The organism is Microbacterium sp. LWO12-1.2 (assembly GCF_040675875.1).
Taxonomy (GTDB): domain Bacteria; phylum Actinomycetota; class Actinomycetes; order Actinomycetales; family Microbacteriaceae; genus Microbacterium.
The window spans coordinates 2,325,347-2,343,092 of sequence record NZ_JBEGII010000001.1; the positions used below are offsets into that span (position 1 = coordinate 2,325,347).

The following is a 17,746-nucleotide window of genomic DNA, read 5'->3' on the forward strand; positions in this document are numbered from 1 at the left end:
ACTCGCGCGACGTCTCACGCGTCGGGGTTGGAGTCCTTGCCTTCGAGCCAGAGCGTGTCACTCTTGTCGCCGTGCGCACCGGGCTTGCCGACGTGCTTGTCGCCGATCTTCGGCCCCTTGGTGATGACGTGCACCAGTGCCATCGCGTGGCCCTGGCCCAGCTGGTACTCCTCTTTCAGCCACGCGACGATGGGGGTGGCCTTGGTCGTCTCGTCGAACCCCCTCTCCTTGGCGAGTTCGATGAACTGGCGCGGGGTGAGGCCGGTCTTGGTCTCGATGTTGTCGAGGTAAGCCTGGAAGGACATGAGGTCTCCTGTGTCGAGCGGTGCGAGAGCCATCATGGCCGAGCGCGCAGCGGATGACAATGCTGCAGGTCGACAACGCTGCCGGATCACGCGGAGCGGTCGTCAGCCCTCGATCGCGTCCTCCGTGCCCAGCGGCAGGATCGGCCGGTGCTCATAGTAGGTCTGCAGCACGACGGTCGTACGGGTGCTGACGGATGCCGCCGTGCGGATGTCGCGGACGAGTTCCTCCAGCGCGCGGGGCGAGGCCACACGCACGAAGAGCATGTAGCTGGCATCACCGGCGATGGAGTGGCAGGCCTCGATCGCGTCGAGGTGCTCCAGCAGCTCGGGGGCGTTGTCGGGCTGCGCGGGGTCGAGCGGGGTGATCTCGATGAAGGCGGAGAGGGGCGTGCCCACCAGCTCGGGGTCGAGGATCGCTCGGTAGCCGGTGATCACGCCGCGGGTCTCGAGCCGCCGGAGCCGCGACTGCACGGCCGACACCGAGAGGCCGACGGCATCCGAGAGCTGGGAGAGCGTCGCGCGTCCGTCACGAGCGATCTCCGCGACGATCGCGCGGTCGACAGAATCATCCACGGATGTAAGATTATCGTCAGTATCCCGTTATGACCGGAAAGTTTCCGGCATGCCGCATGATCGGAGGTCCCGATGTCCATCATTTCCGCCCACAGCTCTGCTGCACAGGCCATCGTCGGCGAACCCGAGGTCGTCGAGGATGGGTCCCTGAGCCTCCCCGATGGGTCCCTGAGCCTGTCGAAGGGCGTGGAGAACTCCCCTGCTTGGGCCCAGCTCAAGGATGCCGCGATCGCGATCCGTGAGTTCCAGATCAAGGACGGCTCGATCCCGGATGCCGCGCACCACGCCACCGCGCGTGACCTCGTGAGCGCCATCACCGGAGCGATCCGCGCTCTCGCTCCTGCCTTCCCTCACGACGCGGAGTACCTGGCCGCCTCGATCGTCGACTTCGACCGCTGGGTCGCCTCGGGCTTCGGCGTGCCGGACTTCCTCGACTCGCTCGTGGCCTTCCAGCCGCAGCAGCACCGTGTCGACGGCATCCGCCACCTCGTCGTCTTCCCGATGTACACGCAGAACGGCTCGAGCGATCGCCTGGTCGAGGCGCTGATCGTGGAGACGATCTGGCCGGAGTTCATCGCTGCGCTCGAGGCCGGCGACTACGGCAACAAGCTGTTCGTCTCGCTGCGCCTGGTCGACTTCACGCCCGGCTACGACACCAACTCCGCCGTGCTGTTCCCCGAGACCGTCGCGATGCGCGAGATCCCGACCTTCACGTGGGGCGCGATCTTCCAGGACCGCGAGGCCGCCCGGTACCGCCGCGTCACCCGCGCCGCTGCCGAGATCACCAACCTCGACCTGCCGGAGCGCGCCGCCGCGATGCTCGACGACCAGCAGGTGGCCGAGAAGACCTTCGTGATGTGGGACATCATCCACGACCGCACCCACATGCGCGGCGATCTGCCGTTCGACCCGTTCATGATCAAGCAGCGCATGCCGTTCTTCCTCTACTCGCTCGAGGAGATGCGCTGCGACATGACGGCGTTCCGCGAATCGGTGAAGATCGAGCGTGCCCTCGCCGCGCGCATCGCGGCCGGCGAAGTGCTCACCGACACCGAGCAGGAGATGCACGACTACGCGCACCTCGTGCAGTACGCGGTGATCTTCGACCGGATCTTCCGTTTCTCGATCACAGGCACCCGCACGCGCAACTACGACGCGGTCGGCGGTCAGCTGCTGTTCGCGTGGCTGCACCAGCGCGGTGTGCTGCACTGGACCGACACCGCTCTCGCCTTCGACTGGGACAACGTGCCGGATGCCGTCGTGGCACTGGGCGACGCGATCGACGACCTGTACTGGCACTCGATCGACCGCCCCAAGGTCGCGCACTGGCTGGCGGCGTACGAGCTCGTCCGCGGCACCCTCACCCCGCACCCGGCGTCGCAGTGGGCGCGCGGTCTGTCCGACGAGATCCTCGCCGGCGCGCCGAAGGGCTACACGGATGCGGTGATGGACGACGAATTCCCGCTGTCGATGTTCTTCGAGACCCTCGACAAGAAGATGAAGCCCGTCATCGAGTCGACGGTCGGCATCCGCGGCACCGACGACTGACCGGCACGCGCCTGAGGCGCGTACGGATACGGCGCTGGGGCGCATTGCTTCTGCGGCCAGAACCACTTTCTGCGGATCACTCCGCCGGTTCTGGCCGCAGAAGTGTCTTCCATCCGCGAAAGTGAGAGACATGACCGATCACCAGGACATCTCCGGCCGCACGGTTCTGCTCGCCGGAGCGACGAGCGCCGCAGGCCTCGCCGCGACCCGTACGCTGCGGTCTGCCGGCGCTCAGGTCATCGCGACCGGGCGCTCGACCGAACGGCTGCAGGAGTTGGCGGATGCCGGCGCGCAGATCGAGGTCGCCGATGCGACCTCCCTCGCCGAGATGACGGATCTGGCAGCCCGCATCGGCCGCGTGGATGCCGTCGTGCCCCTGGTCGGCGGATGGCGCGGTGGTGGCGGGCTCGCCGGGCAGAGCGACGAGGACTTCGCCGCGCTGCTCCCCGCGCTCGAGGCGGTGCGCGCGACCAGCCGCGCGTTCGACGCGGCACTGCAGGCGTCGGATGCCGGACGTTTCGCGATCGTGTCGTCCACCGCTGTCGCCCGCCCGCTCGCCGGTGGCGCGAACTATGCCGCGATCAAGGCCGCGAGCGAGGCGTGGGCCCGGGCGGTCGCGCAGGGCTTCGCGAAGGCAGCCCGCGAGTCCGGCGAACCGCTGCGCGCGGCATCCGTCGTGTACCGGGCGAAGTCCCTCGACCCGCAGAGTCTCGCCAGCCGCATCCGCGCCTTGTGGGACATGGATGCTGCGGACCTCAACGACCGTGTGATCGACCTCGCCTGACGCGCCCCCGGCGCACCCCGCAATCTTCAGGCGCCATCAACACGCGCCGTCATCCTGCGCCCTGCCATCACCAGACGTCGTCACCAGACGTCGTCACCAGACGTCGTCGCCGGCCGTCACCGTGCGTCAGGCGGCATCCCTGGAACGATCGGCGGGGCGTCAAACCTCCTGGCGCCGTCGCGCGACTCCCGGCCCGACGACACGGCATCCGGCAGCTCACCCTCTGCGGCGACCGACTCGGGGTCGTTCCCGGCATCCCTCTCGCCCTCTTGTTCAGGCACCGGATCCGGGGCGTTCGTGTACAGCTCGGTGAGCTGACGGTATGACTTCGTGAAGAACGCGAGCGTGCCGACCACGACCATGATCAGTCCCGCGAACAGGCAGATCAGCGCGATGCCGCGGGCCTCACCTTCACCGAGGAGCCACCCCCACTGCTGCTGCCCCTCCCGCGTCTTCATGTACGGGATGATCAGGAACTCGGCGATCGGCGCGATCAGGAATGCGGTGATCGGGGCTGCGGCCGCCTCCATCGCCGCAGCGACGCCGAACACGCGCCCCTGACGCTCGAACGGCACGACCTTCTGGATCACCGTCTGCTCCGCCGCCTCCACCGGGGGCACCAGCGCCATGTAGACCCACATGCCCAGCACATACAGCGGCCACCACTCGCGCAGCATGAAGACGGACCCCAGGAGCCCCATCGCGATCACGACGAGGAGCATCGTGCGCATCGGCTTCGCACCGAGACCGAACTTCGCCACCAGGAGTCCACCGATCAGGAACCCCGTCGAGGCGAAGGCCAGAGCGAAACCCCACATCTGCGCGTTGAACAGCGTGAGTCCGTAGGGATCCATGAGCGCCATGTAGACGCCGCCGATGAGGTTGTTGAAGGTCGAGAAGATGATCAGGGCGAACAGACCGGGCGCCAACCGGATCGCGCGCACGCTCCCGCGGAAGTCCAGGGCACTCTTCGCCTCGGGGTCGGCTTCGGGGGTGCCCTCGGGAATACGGATGAAGAGCAGGTGCACGAAGGTGAACCCCATCGCGACGATCGCGATCGCGAGGGTCCACCCCATGCCGAGGAACCCGATCGAGAGTCCCGAGAAGACGCTCGTCACCAGGAAGGCGAGACCCTGCACGGTGCCGACGAGACCGTTGGCGTTCGCACGCTTGTCTTCAGGCACGAGCAGCGTGACCGTGGTCGACAGGGCGATGTTGCGCAGCTGCTCGATCACGCCGCCGAAGAGGATGACCGCTGAGAACAGCCAGAACCACGGTCCGCCGAGGTCGAGCAGCGCGCTCTCGGGCTGCCACACGTACAGCACGCCGGCCAGCAGGAACGCGATGGCCGAGATGACGCTCGAGAGCAGCATGACGGTGTGTTTGCGGTGCCGATCGACGATCGTGCCGAAGAACATCGCGAAGAACGCGACCATCAACATGTACGCGCCGCCGATGATTCCGGTGGCCAGCACGGACTGCGTCTCGATGTACACCCAGAACGTGAGCGCGAACCACAGGAAGCTCGTCGTGACGTTGGCGATCAACGTGTTGACGAGGACATTCGCGAAGGCCGTCTTCGCTGCGGTGCGCTGCATGTTCCGAGGGTAGAGCGCACCTCCGACATCCGGAACCCCTCTCCCCCGGACCGACGGTTCACGGACCTGTCGGAGCCGACGGTTCACGGAGACCACGATGATCGGCGGAGGTTCTCCCGTCGATCGGTCCGTGTTCCGTCCATTCGTCCGTGATCCGTCGGCAGCTCGAAGAATCCGCCCCCTGGACAGGGGGAATCAGAGGCCCGCACGCCGGTCGCCGCGGGCCAGGGCCTTAGGCTGTATCGGTGAGCATCCAGCATGACCCCGCGATCCGGGGCTTCGCCAGCGACAACTATTCCGGCATCCACCCCGAGGTCCTCGCGGCCATCGCGGAGGCCAACGACGGGCACCAGGGTGCGTACGGCAGCGACGTCTACACGGCTCGGCTGCAGGAGGTCTTCCAGGAGCAGTTCGGCGACGGCGTCGAGGCGTTCCCCGTGTTCAACGGAACCGGAGCGAACGTCACAGGACTCCAGTCGATGCTGCCGCGCTGGGGCGCCGTGATCGCGGCCTCCACGGCCCACATCAACGTCGACGAGGGTGGCGCCCCCGAGAAGATCGGCGGCTTCAAGCTGCTCACGGTCCCGACCGAGGACGGCAAGCTCACCCCCGAGCTCATCGACCGCGAGGCGTGGGGCTGGGGCGACGAGCACCGGGCACAGCCGCTGGTCGTGTCGATCACGCAGTCGACCGAGCTCGGCACGCTGTACACCGCAGAAGAGATCCGTGCGATCGCCGACCACGCCCATGAGCGCGGTATGAAGCTGCACCTCGACGGTGCGCGACTGTCGAATGCCGCCGCCGCACTCGACCTGCCGCTGCGCGCCTTCACGCGCGACGCCGGCGTCGACGTGCTGAGCTTCGGCGGCACCAAGAACGGCGCCATGCTCGGCGAGGCGGTCGTGGTGCTGAACCCCGCGGCATCCGATGGACTCGTCTACTCCCGCAAGTTCAACATGCAGCTGTCGTCGAAGATGCGCTTCGTCTCGGCACAGCTGATCGCGCTGCTCGAGGGCGACCTGTGGCTGCGCAACGCCCGGCACGCGAACGCCATGGCCGCACGACTGCGCGGCGAGATCGAGGCCGGCATCGCGGCAGGCTCCATCAACGGCGTCTCGTTCACCCAGCCGACGCAGTCCAACGGCGTCTTCGCAACTGTCCCCGATGGTGTCGCCGATGCCCTGCGCGAGTCGTTCCGCTTCTACGACTGGGATGCGGCGCGCAATGAGGTGCGCTGGATGTGCAGCTTCGACACGCACGAGTCCGACGTCGACGCGTTCGTCACCGAGCTGTCGCGCCTCACCGCACCCTGACCCGCCCTCGGGCCGCGAATCGTGGGCGCCGAGTGCACGGCCTCGCGTCGAGTGCACGAGGTGCGTGCGTCACGACGTCGTGCACTCGGCAGCATCCCGTGCACTCGGCAGCAGCCACCGCGCACGGCGGGCCGTCAGCGCAGCAGGCCCAGGTTCGCGAGGGCCTGTCGGATCAGCGTGCCCCTGCCGCCCTCCATCTCGGCAGCGACCGCGTCGGATCCGGCGGCCTCCGGCGAGAACCAGGTGACCTCGAGAGCGTCCTGACGCGGCTCGCACGTGCCGGTGACGGGCACGACGAAGGCCAGCGAGACCGCGTGCTGACGGTCGTCGTGATAGGCGCTGACGCCGGGGATGGGGAAGTACTCGGCGACCGTGAAGGGAAGCGGCTGCGGCGGCAGCAGCGGGAACGCCATGGGTCCGAGGTCGTTCTCGACGTGGCGGAAGAGCGCATCGCGGATGGTCTCGCCGAAGCGCACGCGGCCGGAGACGATCGTCCGCGTCATCTCGCCCATCGGTGTGGACCGCAGCAGGATGCCGATCTCGATCACCTGACCCGAGCCGTCGGTGCGTACGGGGATCGCCTCGACGTAGAGCATCGGCAGGTGCCGACGCGCCTCCGCGAGTTCGAACTCGCTCAGCCAGCCGGGGTTGGAGTCTCGGGTGGGCTGCTGCCCGTCGCCGTAAGCTCCGAGGCCGTCGTCGGGCTCAGGATCGGGATCAGGTGTGCGAACGGCCATGCGTCCTTTCTACCAGCCGCACCTCTCCGTCGACACAGTGTGGACGTCGGAGGGCCCTGGCAGGATGAAGGAGTGAGCGAGAAACTGACGATCGACGACGCCGCGACGCGCTGGTCGACGCCCGACCGCGCCGGGATGCCGCTGGTGGTGCTGCTGCACGGCTACGGCGCCGACGAGCACGACCTGTTCGGGCTCGTCCCCCACCTGCCCGAGGGCATCGCCGCCGCATCCGTGGCCGCGCCGCTCACACCGCCATGGCCCATGCCCGGCCGCTCCTGGTACCCGATCGAGGGCCTCGACGGGCGCAGTGCAGATGCGGTGACCGCCGCCGCCGACGCCTTCCTCCGGTGGCTCGACACCGCGGCGACCGGGGCATCCTCCGTCGCCCTGCTGGGATTCTCGCAGGGTGCAGCAGTGGCGCTGCAGGCCCTACGGCTGGCTCCGGAGCGCTTCGGCGCCGTGGCAGCCCTCAGTGGCTATGCGGCGCCGGGTGAGCTGCCGCACGACGACGATCTGAAGGAGCTGCGGCCGCCGGTGTTCTGGGGACGCGGTTCGCACGACGACGTCATCCCTCCGGCACTGATCGATCACACCGCGCAGTGGCTGCCCGAGCACTCCGAGCTGTCCGGCCGTGTCTACATCGGCCTCACCCACAGCATCTCCGAGGAGGAGCTCGTCGACGTGCGGCTGTTCCTGACCAAGTGGGTCGAGGGCATCACGCCCTGAGACCCGCCGTCTCCGGTCAGGAACGAAACGACACGCCCGAGGGTTGCGAAGCGCGACACGCCCGGGTATCGTCGGGGAGTCCTGTCCGCCGTGTCTGGAAGTCCTTTGATCTGATCCGTCGCCTCCGCGCCTCTCTTTCCGCGCGCTGACCCGACGATCGCCGACTCACACGGCCCGCACCGCCCTTCGAGGGCGTCGACTCTCGACGACCCCGCCGGTGCTCCGGTGTCAGTGCACCCTCGCACTCGACAGGAGACCTCATGTCCACCCCTACCCTTCACGCCTCGGTCACTCTGGACCGACTCACCTTCACCTGGCCCGACGGCTCGATCGCGCTGGATCAGGTGTCCGGCTCATTCGGCGCCGGTCGCACGGGCCTCGTCGGCCGCAACGGCTCCGGCAAGTCCACGCTGCTGCGCCTGATGGCGGGCGAGCTGACACCGACCGCCGGCGCGCTCAGCAGCAGCGGAGAGGTCGCCTACCTGCCGCAGCGGCTCACGCTCGACGTCGATCGCCGGGTCGCCGATCTCCTCGGCGTCGCGCCGGCGCTCGATGCAGTGCGTGCGATCACCGCGGGCGACGTCGACCCTGTGCACTTCGACACGGTCGGCGACGACTGGGACATCGAGGCGCGCGCGGAGGTGTCGCTCGCCGAGGCCGGCCTCGCCCCGGACTTCCTCGACCGTCGTGTCGGCGAGCTCTCGGGCGGCGAGGCCGTGCTGGTGGCGATCGCCGGCATCCGCCTGCGTCGCGCACCCATCACGCTGCTCGATGAACCGACCAACAACCTCGACCGCGACGCGCGCGCGAAGCTCGCCGCCATGGTCGCGGCCTGGAAGGGCACCCTGATCGTGGTGAGCCACGATGTCTCGTTGCTGGAGCTGATGGACGACACCGCCGAGCTGTACGCGCACACGCTGAGCGTGTTCGGCGGACCGTACTCGCAGTGGCGCGCCTGGCTGGACGCCGAGCAGGATGCCGCGAAGCAGGCGGAGCGCGAAGCGGCGCAGTCCGTGCGCAAGGAGAAGCGGCAGCGCATCGAGGCCGAGACCAAGCTCGCGCATCGGGCACGCACGGCGAAGAAGGCCGAGCGGGAGAAGCGTGTGCCGAAGATCGTGGCGCATGGTCGCAAGATGGCCGCGGAGGTGTCGGCAGGCAAGCTGCGCACCGAGGTCGGGGCGAAGGAGGATGCCGCCCGTGCCGCACACGACGAGGCCGGCCGCCGCATCCGCTCCGACGCCTCGATGAAGATCGAGCTCCCGGACCCACAGGTGTCCCGCACCCGACGCATCGCGACGATCGGCGACGGCGAGCGGTCGTGGGTGGTCCAGGGACCGGAGCGGGTGGCGCTGGTCGGGCGCAACGGCGCAGGGAAGACGACGCTGTTGGAGCGCCTGGTGGCGAGTGCGGGTGTCGTCGCCGACGGCGCGCGCGTTCATGACTCAGGAGAAACGGGGCTTCCGAGCCTCGAAACACCCGATTCCGCCGAAGATGGCCTGGATTTCCTGAGCTGCGAACGGCCGCCGTTGCAGGCGCGCGCACACACCGCGCTGGTCGCCTACCTGCCGCAGCGCGTGGACGGGCTCGAGGAAGGCCGCTCGGTGTTCGAGAACATCGCCGCGGCGGCGCCGCACGTACCGGAGAAGGAGCTGCGCAACCGGCTCGCGCGGTTCCTGATCCGCGGCGCGACGGCCGATCGGCCGATCGACTCGCTGTCGGGAGGCGAGCGGTTCCGGGTGGCGCTGGCGACGCTGCTCCTCGCGGATCCGGCGCCGCACCTCGTGGTGCTCGACGAACCGACCAACAACCTCGACATCGACACGGTCGACCAGCTCATCGAGGCGCTGCGCGCCTATCGCGGAGCAGTGCTGATCGTGAGCCACGACGACGCGTTCCTCGCGCGGCTCGACCTGGATCTACGGCTGGAGATCGACGCCGACGGCGCGCTGCGGGAGGCGGACGCGAGCTGAGGTGGTCCGCACCGGGCGACGGTGTGGCGGGTCAGTACGGCGCCGGCGAAACTGCCGGCTCCCTGGTGACACCCGTCACACCGTCCCCCGCGTCAGTGCGGAGAGGGCGGCCCGATTCGAGTCGAACTCGACGACGCCGTCCAACAGATCGAACCGTGCGAACCGCTCTCGCAACCCCGGACGCAGACGCGACACAGCGATCGTGATGCCGGCACCACGCAGCGACCGCTCAATCCCCCGCAGCGCCTCCGCCCCTGTGACATCGACGTCCGTGATGCCCTCCGCGTCGATCACGACCGCGTGCAGACCGGGCCCCGCAGCGTGCACGATCTCGGCAACGCGGTCGACGAGCACGGCACCGTTCGCGAAGAACAGTGGCGCCGCGAAGCGGATCACGAGGACGCCGGCCACACCGGCCGTCGGCACTCCGACGACAGGTGTCTGCTGCGGATCCTCGGACGCGTGGAGCACGTCGATCTCCGGATTCGACGCTCTGCGCGCCAGGTTGACGAGCGCCAAGAAGAAGGCGAGGAACAGGCCGCCGAGCGGTCCGATGATCAGCACCCCGAGCAGGCAGGCCACGGCGATGCCGAACTCGTAGCGCGAGAGCCGGAAGAAAGCGCGCAGCTCTCCCAGCCCGATCAGCTTGATCACGGCCACGGCGACGACCGCACCGATCACCGGGGACGGTATCTGGGCGAGAAGTTCGGTGCCGACCAGCAGCAGTATCAGCGATCCACCCGCCAGGACAAGGCTCGGCAGCTGCGTGCGCGAGCCGAGTTGATCCATCGCCGCCGTCCGTGAGGTCGAGGACCCCATCGAGAAGGACATCGACATCCCCGCCGCGACATTCGCCGCGCCGAAGGCAAGCAGATCGCGATCGGCGGACACTGGATACCCGCGTTTGTCCGCATACGACCGCGATATCAGCACGCCCTCCGCCATCGTGATCATGGCCAGCGCAAGGGCAGAAGGGACGAGCGCCAGCCATTGCGCCCATCCCAGTGCGGGGAACGCGAACTCCGGCGGACCTCCGTCGATGACGCCGAGCACAGCGACTCCTGCCTCGTCGAGGCGCAGTGCGACGGTGAGGACCGTGGCTCCCACCAGTACGACGAGCGCACCGGGAACGGACGGCACGAACCGTCGTCCGAGAAGCAGCAACGTGACGGCCGCCGCGCTCATCGCCAGGGAGACCCATGACGTCTCCCCGATCCGTAGAGCCAGATCGAGCGCCTGCGCGAAGAACTCCTCGTCAGCCGCGAGACGGATGCCGAGCATCTTGGCGACCTGGCTGAGGAGCACCTCCAGCGCCAGACCCGAGACGAAACCGACCAGGATGGGCCGCGAGAGGAAGTTCGCGAGGAACCCCAGACGCAGCACCGACGCTGCGACCAGGAAGACGCCGCACAGGATCGCCTGTGCGGCCGCCATCGAGGCGAAGTCATCACCGGCGATGCCGAGCCCGGTCAAGGATGCGAATACGAGAGCGGCAGCCGCGGCGTCCGGCGATGCCACGACCTGTCTCGATGAGACCAGCAGGGCGTAGACGATCGTCGGGACGACGAGGGCGTAGAGCCCGGCGACCGGGGCCAGCCCGGCGATCTGTGCGTAGCCGATGTTCAACGGAACGGCGATCGCGAGCAACGTCACGCCCGCGAGCGCTTCTCGCACGAAGTTCTCTCGTGTCACACCGGGCAGGGGGGTCCGCATCGGCTGCGCCTCCTCAGAAAAACGACGGGCCGCCGGTCGCGTTCCCCCTCCACATTGCTCCGCGGGGACCGTGACCCGGAAGAATCGAGAGCCGATCTCATCACCTAAGGATGAGGGCATCGGTGTCGCGGCTCGTCCCCGTCCGCCCCTCGACCGACCGCACATCGATATCATGTGGCTCTATGGATGGCTACCCCGCGACCCTTCGGGCACCGTCTCCGTGGTTCCTCACCTCCCCACCGCAGACCACGGCGGGGACCATCGCGCGCACGCGGCTGCTTTCCCTGCTGTCCGATTCTCTCGCCACCAGTCAGGTCACTCTGCTGGCGGCACCCTCCGGATACGGAAAGACCGTCCTGCTCGCGGAATGGGCAAGCCACCACCCGTCCACGACGGCCTGGCTCACGCTGACCCCGCACGATCACGGGGATGACACGCTGGTGCTCTCCGGCATCCTGAGCGCGATGCGACGACTCGCCGAGCTCGCCCCCGACGCCGCCGTCCGAGGAATGCCGGCACCGGATGCGGATGCCCGCGCCATCATCGGTCGGATCGCAGAGACCATGGGCGCACTCGATGAGACGATCGTCGTCGTGATCGATGACGCACATCACGCCGGCCCCTCGCTCGCCGGCGGCGTGGTCGACGTGCTGACCGCACTGACGGCAGGACGGCTCCGATTCGCTCTCGCCGGCACGCCCGAACTGTCGAGCTGGTTCTCGCGGTCGCTCGTGAGCCGGGAGGCCGCTGTCCTGACCGGTGCCGACCTCGCCCTGACCGCGGCCGACATCGCGCAGGACGCCCCGTCTGCCATCGATGAGGCCGATGCGGAAGCCCTGCTCGACGCGACAGGAGGCTGGCCGATCGCGGTGCAGCTTCGCCGGCTCGCCGGCCACGCCGGCCCCGCTCTGATCGGTTCCGATGTGCTGCTGACCGACTACATCGCCGGGAACGTGCTACCCCGCCTGCGCCCGGACCTGGAACGGTTCGTGCTCGCCACGAGCGTATGCTCCCGGCTGACGCCCGCTCTCGCCCGCGCGCTCAGCGGTGTCGATGAGAGCGAGTCACTCCTCGAAGAATGCATCGCACAAGGGCTCTTCCTCGACCGCTACCTCGACCCCGACGGCGCCCGCGTGTACCGCTGGCATGATGAGTTCGCCGCGCGCTGCCGGGAGATCCTGACACGCGCGAGCGGGGCGCGTCGACGCGCTCTGGAGGTCATCGCGGCGCGCTGGATGGCACCGTATTATCCCGCGGAGGCTGTCGGCCACGCCCTGCGGGCTGACGAGCCCGCCCTGGCGATCGACATCATCCGTTCGTCCTGGCTCCGGGTGATCGTCGACGACGGGGCGAAGGCGCTGCGCACCCTGTGCGTCGCACTGCCACCGCATCTCGCCGAACATCCGGAGATCCTGCTGATCCGCGCCTGTTGCCTGGATCAGCTCGACGACCGGACCGGCGCTGCCCTGCTCGCCTCGAAAGCGGCCACGCTCGGGGCACTCGCTCCCGCCCATGAGGCGACCAACGCGTTCGCGGCGCTGTTCCTCGCACACGAGCACACCGCGCTGTCCGCGGCGGCCGACAGCGCCCGCGCAGTGCTCGAGCGCGGTGACATTCCGGCGTCGATGCAGGCGTACTCCCTGTTCCTCCTCGGCTGGGCCGAGTTGCGCCTGCGCCGCGACCCGCCGCGCGCCGTCCGACTGCTCGAATCCGCGAAGCAGGAGGCGATCGCCACCCGCCGCGCCGTCCTCGCCAGACGCGCATCGACCAATCTGCTCTTCTCCCTCAGCTACGGCGGCTCCCTCTCCGCCGCACGACGGCTGATCGAGGACCATCGCGCGCGCGACGACGATGCCGACGACTGGCAGTACTACGACGGCGGCATCGAGCTGTTCGCCCGTGCATTCACCGACTATTGGCAGGACCGGATGGCGGATGCCGAGGCCGGTTTCGGCGTGCTGGTCGCCGAGGGCGGGCACGACGCGTCGTACACCGCCCTCGCCCGGGTCTACCTCGCGTTCTGCGCCGCACGGGAGGGGAGCCCCGCAGCACTGAGCGCGGCACGAAAACTGATCTCGCGCGTGAGCACGCGGGAGACGCGCGGCGTGCCGTGGCCCGCCTACCGGAGCATCGCGAACGCCGCGCTGCTCGCGTCCGCCGGGGATTTCGACCGCGCGATGACGGCGATCGAACCCCTCCGTCCGCTGAAGAACATCCCCGGCGTTCGCATCGAGGCGGCCGAGATCGCTCGTCGTGCCGGCCGTATCGCCGATGCCACCGAATTGCTCGCCGCACTCACCGCTCCGGAACTGTCGATCTCGTATGTGGCCGCGTCGGCCCGGGTCACGGCCGCGCTCATCGCCGACGAGCGCGGCGACCCGCGTCAGGCGCACCGGCGGATCGAGAGCGCTCTCGACGCCGGTGCCGCCGACGGCGTGGTCCTGCCCTTCTCCCGGAACGACGGGCGCCTGAGGGAGCTCCTGGTCCGGCACGCCGCCACCGGCACCGCTCACGAGGCCTTCCTCGCCGCGCGTGTCGCCGAAGATGACCGGCGAGCGCCTGCGGCTCTCGATCTCGGGACCATGCTCTCGGCACGCGAGTGGGAGATCTACGCGTATCTGGGCACCACGATGACGGCGATCGAGATCGGTGCTGCGTTGTTCGTATCGGTCAACACGATCCGCACCCACCAGCGGTCGATCTACCGCAAGCTCGGGGTGGCGAACCGCCGTGAAGCCGTCCGTCTGCGACTGCGCGAGGGCATCACTGCGCGCGCAGCGGCACCCTGACGTCGCCGCCGGCCTCTTCGGTGATACGGGCCCCCATCTGCACGAACGTCGGCTCGGAGATGAACCCGCCGGCGAACAGCGCCTGCCCCTGCGCGAAACCGGAGGAGCGACGGATGGCTTCATCCGACGCGAACCCGAACACGTCGGCGATCTCCGCGAGGTCACGCGGCGCGTTCACCCGCATCAGGGCGAGGTTGTCGCACTGGGAGAGCACGTTCGGGTGGATCTTGGTCGGACGTTGGGTCGACAGGAGCAGCCAGAGGCCGAACTTCCGGCCCTCCGCGGCGATCTGCACGAGCTGCGCGGTGAGAGCGCGCTCGACAGCGGTCTGCGGGTTCGGCGAGCAGATGTTGTGGGCCTCGTCGATGACGATCAGCACGGGACGGCGCTCCTCACGGCGCGCCCAGAGGTGCTCGAGCACCGCGAGGGCAGCGACCTTCGGCTCGACGGGATGCGCGAACCCGCCCAGGTCGAGGACGGTGGCATGAGGACGTTCGTCGATGGCCTCGAGCACGGTCGACGCACCGCGGGCCCACAGATCCCACTCCAGCACCTGGAGATTCTCCATCCGGTTCGCGAGTCGCGCCTGCCCCGGATCACCCGAGGCGCGCAGTCGCGACAGCAGATGCCCGGGGTCGAAGTCCTGGGCGTCGGCGCCGGCGTGCAGCAGCACGTTGTACTCATCGGCATCCGCGATCGGGTCCAGCTGGAGCACCGCCGCCTTCGACGCCACGGAGAGCTCGGTGTAGCGCACGTGCAGGGGCTCGCCACCGGAAGGCCCGGAGCGGAACACGCGGATGTCCCGCTCGGAGATCGTCGATGCATCGTCGCCCTGCGCCGATGGACGTGTCTCGCGCAGCCGGGTGTAGTCGCCGTTCGGGTCGAGGATGAGCAGCGGCAGCTCCGTCTTCAGCAGGAGCTGTTCCAGCACGACGCCCAGCGCATATGTCTTGCCGCTGCCGCTCTGGCCGCACCAGAAGGTGTGCCGGTTGAATCGTCGGGCGTCGAGGTGGACGGGGATCTCGGGGTCGCCGAAGGCACTCCCGATCGTGAGATTCGTCATCGTGCGATGTGCCTTTCGTTCGCGCTGCGCACCCCAGTACATCCCGTGCGACTGCGCACTCACCAATTCTCCTGATCGAGATCATCCTCGTTTGATGATGCGCACGCCACTGCGGATACCCCAGGATGGTCGCACACCCGACGAAAGGCCGCCATGTCCGACTCCTCCGTCCACGTCACGTTCGAGAACTTCGTCCGCGTCGAGAGTGCCCGCATGTTCGCCGGCATCGCCGCCGCGGCCGGCGGATCGAACATCTGGAACCACTACCGGACGCCGACGCCGATCGACCAGCAGACCGTCATCCGCATGAATCGCGACACGCTCTACAGCGCGGCCATCATCGATGTGTCCCAGGGCGCGACCATCACGATCCCGGATGCCGGTGAGCGCTACATCTCGGTCATGTTCGTGAACGAGGACCACTACATCAACCTCGTGCTGCACTCCGGCGGCACGTACGACCTGACCGCCGACGCGCTCGGCAGCGACTTCGTGCTCGCGGCCGCGCGGGTGCTGGTCGACCCGGAGGATCCGGCGGATGTCGCGGCCGTGAACGCGCTGCAGGATCAGCTGGCGCTCTCCTCTGTCGCGGGCGGTCAGTTCGCCCCTGCCCCATATGACGAGGCCTCCTTCGCGGCGACGCGCGGCGCGATCCTCGAGCTCGCGAAGGGACTGGGAGGATTCGACCGCGCCTTCGGCAGGAAGGAGGACGTCGACCCGATCCGCCACCTCCTCGGTGCCGCGGCAGGATGGGGCGGCCTGCCGGAGACCGAGGCGTTCTACATCAACGTCAACCCGGAGCTGCCGGTCGGCGAGTACACGCTGACGATCGGAGATGTCCCGGTCGACGGCTTCTGGTCGATCTCGCTGTACAACGCCGACGGCTACTTCGAGGCGAACCCATCCGGCGCCTACAGCGTGAACAACATCACGGGGCAGCGCGAGGACGACGGCACGATCACGGTGCACTTCGGCGGCGATCCGTCGGCGCCCAATGCGCTGCCGATCACGGAGGGCTGGAACTACCTGGTGCGGTTGTATCGCCCGCGCCCCGAGGTGCTGAACGGCTCCTGGACCTTCCCTGGCATCGCGGGAGCCGGATCATGACGTCATCCGGGTTCGCCTATGGTCCGATCGAGGTGTATGTCGTGGAGTTCGAGGGAGAGGGCCTCGCCCCCGCCGTCCTCGATGCGCTCCTGACGCTGTCGGCATCCGGCACAGTACGCGTGGTCGACCTCGTCGTGGTCGCCCGGCGCGCGGACGGATCGGTCCACCTCACCGAACTCCGGGAGGATGCCGCGCACGCGCTCTCGGGGATAGGACTCGAGCTGGAGATCGAAGGCCTCATCGGCGAGGACGACATCGCGGAGTCCATCGCGCACACCGCGCCCGGTTTCGGTGTGGCCATCGCCGCGATCGAGATGCGCTGGGCAACGGAACTCGCCTCCCGACTCGCCTCCGAGGGCGGGCGAGTGGTGCGCACGGAGAGAGTGCCCGCGCCATTGGTGAACGAGCTCGTATCGGCCGCCCTGGTCGCCACCGGAGAGGACATCTGACATGCCATTGATGCGAAGAGGAGGCCGCCCCGGTCTCCTGGGGATGGCCGCACGGACAGCCGTGGTCGCCGGAACCGCGACAGCCGTGAGCGGTGCCGTCGCCCAGCGCCAGCACGCCAGAGCCGCCGAGCAGCAGGCACTCCAGCACCAGCAGCAGGCCGCATACGCACAGCAGGCGGCCGCCGCTCCCCTGGCCCCACCCGCACCGGCACCCGCTGCCGCAGCCGCTGCTCCGATCGACCTCGTCGCGCGGCTCCAGCAGCTCGCCGAACTCCAGCAGCAGGGCCTGCTGTCCGCGGACGAGTTCGCTCTGGCGAAGCGTCAGCTTCTCGGCTCCTGAGCAGAGCGGACAGAAGATGCTGGATGTCCTGGGCACTACGCTGCCCTCTGCGGTCGCGATCGCGATCAGCCCCCTCCCGATCATCGCCGTGATCCTGATGCTGATGTCCCCTCGGTCGAAGCAGCTGGGACTCGGCTTCCTGCTCGGCTGGATCGTCGGTGTACTCGTCGCGACGACGACGTTCGTGCTGCTCGCCGGCGCCGTGCCGGAGCCGGACGCATCGGGAGGATCGGAGCCGGTCATCGGGACGTTCCAGCTGGTCCTGGGCGCGCTGCTCCTCCTGCTCGCGGTGCGCCAGTGGCGGTCGCGTCCCGCTCCGGGCCTCACCGCGGAGCTGCCCTCGTGGATGTCGAAGATCGACTCGATGAAGCCGCTCGCCGCGATCGGTCTCGGCTTCGCGCTCGCCGCCGTGAATCCGAAGAACCTGATGATGGCGGCTGCAGCCGGAGCCACCATCGGACGAGGCTCGCTCGATGCCGGCGCGATGGCACTCACCACCGTGGTCTTCACGGTGATCGCCGCGCTCAGCGTGACCGTGCCCGTCCTCACCGCGGTCGCGGCTCCCGCACGAGCAGCCACCGTGCTCGCCGGCATCCGCATCTGGCTCACCGCGAACAACGCGACCATCATGACGATCCTGTTCATCGTGCTCGGCGCGCAGTTGCTGGGCAAGGGCATCGCCAGCTTCTGAGTCCCCGACCACCCGGATGTCGGTGGGAGGCGTGATGATG

The 17,746-nt window shown here is 68.7% G+C and carries 16 protein-coding genes; 10 read left to right on the forward strand and 6 right to left on the reverse strand.

Going from position 1 to position 17,746, the window contains the following annotated elements:
• Positions 1 to 14 precede the first annotated feature (14 nt).
• Positions 15 to 305 (reverse strand): DUF4287 domain-containing protein, encoded by a 291-nt coding sequence (locus tag MRBLWO12_RS11250; protein WP_363555469.1) that lies wholly within the window; start codon positions 303 to 305, stop codon positions 15 to 17.
• 102 nt (positions 306 to 407) lie between these two features.
• Complete coding sequence (locus MRBLWO12_RS11255) at positions 408 to 878, reverse strand: Lrp/AsnC family transcriptional regulator (protein WP_363555471.1); 471 nt, start codon at positions 876 to 878, stop codon at positions 408 to 410.
• A gap of 72 nt (positions 879 to 950) precedes the next feature.
• Here MRBLWO12_RS11255 and MRBLWO12_RS11260 point away from each other — a divergent pair, with 72 nt between their 5' ends.
• On the forward strand, positions 951 to 2,426 hold the full coding sequence (locus MRBLWO12_RS11260; protein ID WP_363555473.1) for a DUF6421 family protein: 1,476 nt from the start codon (positions 951 to 953) through the stop codon (positions 2,424 to 2,426).
• Between the two features lie 130 nt (positions 2,427 to 2,556).
• Positions 2,557 to 3,210: an SDR family oxidoreductase gene (locus MRBLWO12_RS11265; RefSeq protein WP_363555475.1), complete on the forward strand. Its 654-nt coding sequence runs from the start codon at positions 2,557 to 2,559 to the stop codon at positions 3,208 to 3,210.
• 116 nt (positions 3,211 to 3,326) lie between these two features.
• Here MRBLWO12_RS11265 and MRBLWO12_RS11270 read toward each other — a convergent pair whose 3' ends face one another.
• On the reverse strand, positions 3,327 to 4,808 hold the full coding sequence (locus MRBLWO12_RS11270) for an MFS transporter (RefSeq protein WP_363555477.1): 1,482 nt from the start codon (positions 4,806 to 4,808) through the stop codon (positions 3,327 to 3,329).
• 245 nt (positions 4,809 to 5,053) lie between these two features.
• Here MRBLWO12_RS11270 and MRBLWO12_RS11275 point away from each other — a divergent pair, with 245 nt between their 5' ends.
• Entirely contained in the window at positions 5,054 to 6,121 is a 1,068-nt protein-coding gene (locus MRBLWO12_RS11275; protein WP_363555479.1) for a threonine aldolase family protein, read from the forward strand.
• Between the two features lie 134 nt (positions 6,122 to 6,255).
• On the opposite strand, the gene MRBLWO12_RS11280 is transcribed toward MRBLWO12_RS11275, so the two are convergent.
• Positions 6,256 to 6,858 carry an NUDIX hydrolase family protein gene (locus MRBLWO12_RS11280; RefSeq protein WP_363555481.1) on the reverse strand — a complete coding sequence of 201 codons (603 nt, stop codon included), beginning with the start codon at positions 6,856 to 6,858 and terminating at the stop codon, positions 6,256 to 6,258.
• Positions 6,859 to 6,930: 72 nt separating this feature from the next.
• Here MRBLWO12_RS11280 and MRBLWO12_RS11285 point away from each other — a divergent pair, with 72 nt between their 5' ends.
• Positions 6,931 to 7,584, forward strand: coding sequence for an alpha/beta hydrolase (locus MRBLWO12_RS11285; RefSeq protein ID WP_363555483.1), 654 nt, complete (start codon positions 6,931 to 6,933; stop codon positions 7,582 to 7,584).
• 260 nt (positions 7,585 to 7,844) lie between these two features.
• Positions 7,845 to 9,554, forward strand: a complete 1,710-nt coding sequence (locus MRBLWO12_RS11290) for an ABC-F family ATP-binding cassette domain-containing protein (RefSeq protein ID WP_363555485.1) — start codon at positions 7,845 to 7,847, stop codon at positions 9,552 to 9,554.
• Between the two features lie 75 nt (positions 9,555 to 9,629).
• Here MRBLWO12_RS11290 and MRBLWO12_RS11295 read toward each other — a convergent pair whose 3' ends face one another.
• Complete coding sequence (locus MRBLWO12_RS11295) at positions 9,630 to 11,267, reverse strand: SulP family inorganic anion transporter (RefSeq protein ID WP_363555487.1); 1,638 nt, start codon at positions 11,265 to 11,267, stop codon at positions 9,630 to 9,632.
• A 182-nt stretch (positions 11,268 to 11,449) separates the two neighbouring features.
• Here MRBLWO12_RS11295 and MRBLWO12_RS11300 point away from each other — a divergent pair, with 182 nt between their 5' ends.
• On the forward strand, positions 11,450 to 14,056 hold the full coding sequence (locus MRBLWO12_RS11300; protein ID WP_363555489.1) for a LuxR C-terminal-related transcriptional regulator: 2,607 nt from the start codon (positions 11,450 to 11,452) through the stop codon (positions 14,054 to 14,056).
• On the opposite strand, the gene MRBLWO12_RS11305 is transcribed toward MRBLWO12_RS11300, so the two are convergent.
• Positions 14,031 to 15,119 carry an ATP-binding protein gene (locus MRBLWO12_RS11305; protein ID WP_363555491.1) on the reverse strand — a complete coding sequence of 363 codons (1,089 nt, stop codon included), beginning with the start codon at positions 15,117 to 15,119 and terminating at the stop codon, positions 14,031 to 14,033. The two genes, MRBLWO12_RS11300 and MRBLWO12_RS11305, sit on opposite strands and share 26 nt — an antisense overlap.
• A gap of 153 nt (positions 15,120 to 15,272) precedes the next feature.
• On the opposite strand from MRBLWO12_RS11305, the gene MRBLWO12_RS11310 reads away from it, so the two are divergent.
• Genes MRBLWO12_RS11310 through MRBLWO12_RS11325 form a run of 4 tightly spaced genes read left to right on the forward strand, consistent with a single transcriptional unit; the run spans position 15,273 to position 17,706 of the window.
• The gene (locus tag MRBLWO12_RS11310; RefSeq protein WP_363555493.1) at positions 15,273 to 16,226 is read left to right on the forward strand and encodes a DUF1214 domain-containing protein; all 954 of its coding nucleotides are present in this window, start codon (positions 15,273 to 15,275) and stop codon (positions 16,224 to 16,226) included.
• A complete protein-coding gene (locus MRBLWO12_RS11315) occupies positions 16,223 to 16,675 on the forward strand; it encodes a DUF6325 family protein (RefSeq protein ID WP_363555495.1) in 453 nt (150 codons plus the stop codon). Before MRBLWO12_RS11310 ends, MRBLWO12_RS11315 begins: the two co-directional genes overlap by 4 nt.
• Position 16,676: 1 nt before the next feature.
• Positions 16,677 to 17,015 carry an SHOCT domain-containing protein gene (locus tag MRBLWO12_RS11320; RefSeq protein ID WP_363555497.1) on the forward strand — a complete coding sequence of 113 codons (339 nt, stop codon included), beginning with the start codon at positions 16,677 to 16,679 and terminating at the stop codon, positions 17,013 to 17,015.
• Positions 17,016 to 17,031: 16 nt separating this feature from the next.
• The gene (locus MRBLWO12_RS11325) at positions 17,032 to 17,706 is read left to right on the forward strand and encodes a GAP family protein (RefSeq protein WP_363555499.1); all 675 of its coding nucleotides are present in this window, start codon (positions 17,032 to 17,034) and stop codon (positions 17,704 to 17,706) included.
• Positions 17,707 to 17,746 lie beyond the last annotated feature (40 nt).

Coding starts and splice junctions, on each gene's coding strand:
- MRBLWO12_RS11250 (WP_363555469.1), bottom strand. CDS start 305: ATGTCCTTCCAGGCTTACCTCGACAACATCGAGACCAAGACCGGCCTC.
- MRBLWO12_RS11270 (WP_363555477.1), bottom strand. CDS start 4,808: ATGCAGCGCACCGCAGCGAAGACGGCCTTCGCGAATGTCCTCGTCAAC.
- MRBLWO12_RS11325 (WP_363555499.1), top strand. CDS start 17,032: ATGCTGGATGTCCTGGGCACTACGCTGCCCTCTGCGGTCGCGATCGCG.
- MRBLWO12_RS11300 (WP_363555489.1), top strand. CDS start 11,450: ATGGATGGCTACCCCGCGACCCTTCGGGCACCGTCTCCGTGGTTCCTC.
- MRBLWO12_RS11305 (WP_363555491.1), bottom strand. CDS start 15,119: ATGACGAATCTCACGATCGGGAGTGCCTTCGGCGACCCCGAGATCCCC.
- MRBLWO12_RS11310 (WP_363555493.1), top strand. CDS start 15,273: ATGTCCGACTCCTCCGTCCACGTCACGTTCGAGAACTTCGTCCGCGTC.
- MRBLWO12_RS11295 (WP_363555487.1), bottom strand. CDS start 11,267: ATGCGGACCCCCCTGCCCGGTGTGACACGAGAGAACTTCGTGCGAGAA.
- MRBLWO12_RS11290 (WP_363555485.1), top strand. CDS start 7,845: ATGTCCACCCCTACCCTTCACGCCTCGGTCACTCTGGACCGACTCACC.
- MRBLWO12_RS11280 (WP_363555481.1), bottom strand. CDS start 6,858: ATGGCCGTTCGCACACCTGATCCCGATCCTGAGCCCGACGACGGCCTC.
- MRBLWO12_RS11265 (WP_363555475.1), top strand. CDS start 2,557: ATGACCGATCACCAGGACATCTCCGGCCGCACGGTTCTGCTCGCCGGA.
- MRBLWO12_RS11315 (WP_363555495.1), top strand. CDS start 16,223: ATGACGTCATCCGGGTTCGCCTATGGTCCGATCGAGGTGTATGTCGTG.
- MRBLWO12_RS11320 (WP_363555497.1), top strand. CDS start 16,677: ATGCCATTGATGCGAAGAGGAGGCCGCCCCGGTCTCCTGGGGATGGCC.
- MRBLWO12_RS11260 (WP_363555473.1), top strand. CDS start 951: ATGTCCATCATTTCCGCCCACAGCTCTGCTGCACAGGCCATCGTCGGC.